The following is a 4,642-nucleotide window of genomic DNA, read 5'->3' on the forward strand; positions in this document are numbered from 1 at the left end:
GCCGACCTGGCCGCCTACGCCAACCAGGACGTGCCGTTCGAGCGGCTGGTTGAGGCGCTCAACCCGGCCAGGACGCTCGCCAGGCATCCCCTGTTCCAGGTCAACATGGTGCTGCAGAACAACACCCGCGCTGAGGCACAGCTCGCCGGGCTGAGCGCCGAGCAGGTGCCGGTCGGGGCCGACGTCGCCAAGTTCGACCTGTCCGTGGCCTTCGAGGAGGACGACGCGGGGCTGACCGCCCACGTGGAGTACGCGGTCGACCTGTTCGACCGGTCCACCGTGGACGCCATGGCGCGCAGGCTCGGCCTGCTGCTGGCCGCCGTCGTCGACGACCCGGACTCCCGCATCGGCGAGATCGACATCATGACGCCCGGCGAGCGCGCCCAGGTGCTCACCGGGTGGCACGCCACCGCCACCGGACCAGTCGTCGAGCGTTGCGTCCACGACGTGGTCGCCGACCACGCCGTCGCCACCCCGGACGCCACGGCGCTCGTGTTCGCCGACCGCCGCGTGAGCTACGGCGCCCTCGACGCCGCGGCCAACCGGATGGCGCACCGGCTCACCTCCCTCGGCATCGGCCGGGGATCGCTGGTGGGCATCCACCTCGAGCGGGGCCCGGACCTCGTCACCGCCGTGCTCGCGGTGCTCAAGGCGGGCGCGGGCTACACCCTGCTCGACACCGACTTCCCGACCCGGCGGCTCGCCCGCGTGCTCGCCGACGCCGCCTGCAGCCTCGTGATCACCAGGAGGGACAATCCCTTCGACGTCCCCGCACTCGATCTCGACGAGGACCTCAGCGGCCTGCCCGGCACCGCCCCCGACTGTGACGCCCGCCCGGGCGACGTCGCGTGCGTCATGTTCACCTCCGGGTCGACCGGCAGGCCCAAGGGCATCGCCGCACCGCATCGCGCACTGGTCAACACCTTTCTCGGCCAGTCCTACGCGGACTTCGGCCCGGACGAGGTGGTGCTCCAGTGCGCGCCGGTGTCCTGGGACGGCTTCGCGCTCGAGTTGTTCGGCGCGCTGCTGTTCGGCGGCACCTGCGTGCTGCAGCCGGGGCAGAAGCCCGAACCGCAGGTCATCGCCGAGCTGATCGCCGAGCACGCCGTCACCACGGCGCACCTGTCGGCGAGCCTGCTCAACCACCTGCTCGACGAACACCCGGGCGTGTTCGCGGGCGTCCGGCAGGTGATGACGGGCGGTGAGCCGGCGTCGGTCCCGCACGTCGCGGCCATGCTCGCCCGTCACCCGGAGGTCCGGCTGGTCAACGGCTACTCGCCGGCCGAGAGCATGATCTTCACGCTGACCCACCGGATCGAGCCCGCCGACACCGCGCTGGCGTCCATCCCGGTCGGCAGGCCGCTGGCGCACAAGCGGGTGCACGTACTCGACCGCGGGCTGCGCCCGGTCCCACCCGGCGTGGTCGGCGAGCTCTACATGTCCGGCATCGGCCTGGCCGACGGCTACGTCGGGCAACCCGGGCTCACCGCCGAGCGGTTCGTGGCAAGCCCGTTCCTCCCCGGCAGGCGGATGTACCGCACCGGTGATCTGGTGCGCTGGCGCGCCGACGGCGTCATGGAGTTCCTCGGCCGCGCCGACGGCCAGGTCAAGATCCGCGGCTTCCGGGTCGAGCCACGCGAGGTGGAGGCCGTGATCGGCGGTTACCCGTCGGTGGCCAGGACCGCCGTAGTCGTGCGCGACGTCGCACCGGGGGACCGGCGGCTGGTCGCCTACGTCGTGCCGGCACCCGGTACCGCGCTGAGCGTGCCCGACCTGCGCAGGCACGTGACCGACCGGCTGCCCGAGCACCTGGTGCCGTCGGCGTTCGTACCGGTGGACGCGTTCCCGATCACCGCGAGCGGCAAGCTCGACCGCGCCGCGCTGCCCGCCCCGGACTTCGCCGCGTCGGTGACCGGCCGGGCACCGCGCACCCCCCGCGAGGAGATCCTCTGCGGACTGTTCGCGGACGTGCTCGGCCTGCCGGGCGTCGGCATCGACGACGGCTTCTTCGACCTCGGCGGCCACTCCCTGCTCGCCGCGAAGCTGATCAGCCGGGTGCGCACCGCGCTCGGCGCGGAGCTCGGCATCCGTACCCTGTTCCAGTCGCCGACCGTCGCCGGCCTCGCCGCCCGCCTGAACGACGAGCAGCGGGTCCGGACGCCGCTGCGCCCGATGCCGCGGCCCGACCTGCTGCCGCTGTCCTCCGCCCAGCAGCGCCTGTGGTTCGTCGACCAGCTCGACGGCCCCAACCCCACCTACAACGCGCCGTTCGCGCTGCGGCTGCGGGGCGAGCTGGACCGTGCGGCACTCGCCACGGCGTTCGGCGACGTGGTCGGCAGGCACGAGTCGTTGCGCACGGTCTTCCCGGTCGTCGACGGCAGGCCCCACCAGCGGATCCGTACAGACGCGGAGGTGCTCGTGGCGTTCGAATCGTGCACGGAGGCGGAGCTTCCCGAGCGGCTCGACCGGGCGGCTCGCGCGGTGTTCGACCTCGCCGAGGACCTGCCGATCCGGGTGACCGTGTTCGAAACCGCTCCGGACGAGGCGGTCATGGTGCTCGTGCTGCACCACATCGCGAGCGACGGCTGGTCCATGGGACCACTGCTGTCGGACCTGTCCACCGCCTACACCGCCCGCGTGGCCCAGACCAGTCCAGAATGGACGGCGCTGCCGGTGCAGTACGCGGACTACACGTTGTGGCAGCAGGAGCTCCTCGGCTCCGAGGACGACCCGGACAGCCTCGTCTCCCGGCAGCTGAACTACTGGGCGAGCGCGCTGGCCGACCTGCCCGAGGAGCTCACCCTGCCGACCGACCGGCCCCGGCAACCGGTCGCCGGGCACGACGGCGGGGTCGTGGCGGTGCGCGTCGATGCCGACCTGCACGCCCGGCTCACCGACCTCGCGCGGGCACACCAGGTGACGCTGTTCATGGTTGTGCAGGCCGCGCTCGCCGCGCTGCTCACCAGGCACGGCGCCGGCACCGACATCCCGATCGGCTCACCGGTGGCCGGGCGGACCGACGAGGCGCTCGACGACCTGGTCGGGTTCTTCGTCAACACGCTGGTGCTGCGCACCGACACCGGCGGCGACCCGACCTTCACCGAGCTTCTGGACCGGGTCCGCGAGCACGACCTAACGGCCTACGCCCACCAGGACGTGCCGTTCGAGCGGCTGGTGGACCTGCTGCGGCCGGCCCGCTCGCCTGCCAGGCATCCGTTGTTCCAGGTCAGCCTCGCCGTGCAGAACAACGCCAGGGGTGAGTTGACCCTGCCGGGGCTCACCGTGCGCGGCGAGCAGGTGGGCACCGGGGCCGCCAAGTTCGACCTGACCGTCGCGCTTGGCGAGAACCACGACGCGAGCGGGGCGCCCGCGGGCATCGACGGGGCACTGGAGTACGCATCGGACCTGTTCGACGCAGGCACTGTGCGTGCCATGGCCGACCGGTTGGTGCTGCTGCTGACCGCCGTCGCCGCCGACCCCGGCGTGCGCATCGGCGATGTCGAGCTGCTCACCGACGCCGAGCGGAACCGGCTGCTGGTGGAGTGGAACGACACAGCGGCGGACTGCCCGCTGGACCGGTGCGCACACGAGCTGTTCGAAGAACAGGCCCTGCGCACCCCCGACGCGGTGGCCGTGCTGTTCGGCACGCGCCGGCTGAGCTACGCCGAGGTCAACGCGCACGCGAACCGGCTGGCGCACCACCTGGTGGACGCCGGTGTCGGCCGGGGCGTGCTGGCCGGCGTCTACCTGGAACGCAGCCCCGAGCTCGTGATCGCGCTGCTGGCGGTGCTGAAGGCAGGCGGCGGGTACACGCTGCTGGACCCGGACTTTCCGGCCGCACGGCTGCGGGCCGCGCTCGCCGACACCGCGGCACCGGTGGTGGTGACCCGGCACGGGCTCGTCGACCAGCTGGGCGCCGAGGACGTCGTGCACGTGCGGATCGACACCGACTCGGCGGTCATCGCCGCTTGTCCGTCGCACGACCCCGCGATCCCGGTCGACCCGCTGGACACCGCCTGCGTGATGTTCACCTCCGGTTCCAGCGGCAGGCCCAAGGGCGTCGCGGCGCCGCACCAGGCGCTGGTCGGCACGTTCGTTGGACAGTCCTACGTGGACTTCGGCCCGGCGGAGGTGTTCCTGCAGTGCGCGCCGGTGTCCTGGGATGCCTTCGCGCTGGAGGTCTTCGGCGCGCTGCTGTTCGGCGGCTCGTGCGTGCTGCAGCCCGGCCAGAACCCGCAGCCGGACGTGATCGCAGACTTGGTCGCCGAGCACGGCGTCACGATGCTGCAGATGTCCGCCAGCCTGTTCAACCACATGACCGACGAGCTGCCCGAGGTCTTCGACGGCGTCCACTGGGCGATCACCGCCGGTGAGGCGGCCTCGCCGAACCACGTGGTGAAGGCGATGCGCTCGTACCCGGACCTGCGGGTCGCCAACGGGTACGGACCTGCCGAGAGCATGGGCCTGACGACGGCCTACCAGGTGCCGCGCAGCTTCGTCGACCCGACGGTCCCGATCGGTGGTCCGGTGGCGAACAAGCGCTCCTACCTGCTCGACCCGAACCTCACCCCGGTCCCGCCCGGTGTCGTCGGAGAGGTGTACGTCGCCGGGGCCGGGCTGGCACACGGCTACGTGGGCCAGC

Annotated in this window: 1 protein-coding gene; it reads left to right on the forward strand. The window is 72.4% G+C overall.

Features of this window, described 5'->3' with window-relative positions; genetic code table 11:
• Positions 1 to 4,642: non-ribosomal peptide synthetase (locus VH969_RS25850; RefSeq protein ID WP_331978718.1), on the forward strand; the 4,642-nt coding region annotated here is incomplete at both ends.

The sequence above is a fragment of the Actinophytocola sp. genome (genome assembly GCF_036555685.1).
Classification (GTDB): domain Bacteria; phylum Actinomycetota; class Actinomycetes; order Mycobacteriales; family Pseudonocardiaceae; genus Actinophytocola.